This window comes from Agrobacterium sp. D14, from assembly GCF_001526505.1.
Classification (GTDB): domain Bacteria; phylum Pseudomonadota; class Alphaproteobacteria; order Rhizobiales; family Rhizobiaceae; genus Agrobacterium; species Agrobacterium leguminum.
In genome coordinates this window covers 1-1,381 of record NZ_ASXX01000051.1, presented here as the reverse complement: position 1 = coordinate 1,381, position 1,381 = coordinate 1, and the positions used below count along the sequence as shown (strand labels likewise).

Genomic DNA, 1,381 nt, shown 5'->3' with positions numbered 1-1,381 from the left:
CGTTCGCCGCGCAACTCGTGAACATCCCTCGCGTGCGTCATGGCGCAATCGGAGAGGACGCGTTGCTGAGCAACGGTATCGATCGGCGCGCTTACGCCGTCGGCCTGGTGGATCGGGCAGTCGCTCAGCCACTGGTCAGTCAAATCGTTGCAAGCCTGGTTCTGGCGCGCGCGGTGCAAAGGAGCGGACGATCGCTTCGGGAGATCGTTTATACGCTGACCCGTGTGACGCCGGTCGTCACCCTCCATGCGCCACTTGCGGGCTTCGAGGGGCAAGTGCTGCGGCTCCTGGAGAAAACCCGGCTGGTACCCGGCGGCCCGTTCGCAATCGTCGATGCGGACCACATGTTCAACGACGATCACTTCGATGTCCTCGAAGGTGAGGCACGCAGGCGCCTGATGACTTTCTCGGGTGCCGGCGTGCATCGTGTCACGGGCAATGCCCTGCGCCGGCGAATGCTCAGCGCGCTGTCGCGTGACTTGTCGATCCTCGCCATCGCGGAGAAACGATCGGACATTCCCTCGTTGCTGCAGATCGCCGCCGACCTGTCGCTGGAAACGGGAAAGCTTGATCGCAGCTTCGTCGCCGATCTGGTCGAGGTGCTCTATCCGGACGCCACAATTGAGACGCTCAGTCTGCCGTCGGATTCCGAAGCGCGCTGGCTGTCGCTGGAGGACCTGGTGCTCGCGTTTCGTCCTGGACGACATGTTCGCGACGTGCTGCATGTCCTTGCCACGCTCATTGAGCGCAATCGCAGTGACTTCGAGGAAGAGGAGGACGGTGGTGGCGGGAGCGATGACATGGCATCCGGATCGGCATCCTCCAGCACATCCACCGAGAAACCCCAGGGCTCCAACGAGAAGCCGAAATCGTCCGACACCGATAGCAACGGTCGCTGGAAGAAGGACAAGCCGTCGGGCGCTGAGGTGATCCAGCCGGAGCCTTTGCCGACAGCAGGTGAGATCGGCCACAAGCCGCCAATGACCGTCGAAACGCTATCCGGATATGGCAAGGGGAAGGACTGGGCGCTCGATCTCAAGGCGGACCTGGACGATTACCGCGCCAGCATCCTGGCATGGTCGGAGATGAGCACCAAGCTGCTGCTGTCCGGTCCGCCCGGAACCGGCAAGACCACCTTTGCCCGGGCGCTGTGCAACAGCCTGCAGGTTCCGCTTGTCGTCACATCCGTTTCGACCTGGCTGCAGGGCGGTCATCTCAACGATGTCATCGACAGGATGAGCAAGACCTTTGTCGAGGCGAGGGCCATGGCGCCGGCGATCCTGTTCATCGATGAGATCGACGGCATCGGCAAACGGCAGCCGGCCGAGCGGGAATATGCCGACTACTGGAATACCGTCGTCAACAAGGCGCTGGAACTGCT

The 1,381-nt window shown here is 62.4% G+C and carries 1 protein-coding gene; it reads left to right on the top strand.

Annotated elements, in window-relative coordinates:
* Positions 1-62 precede the first annotated feature (62 nt).
* On the top strand, positions 63-1,381 hold a 1,319-nt coding region (locus L901_RS21245), incomplete at its 3' end, for an ATP-binding protein (protein ID WP_059760094.1).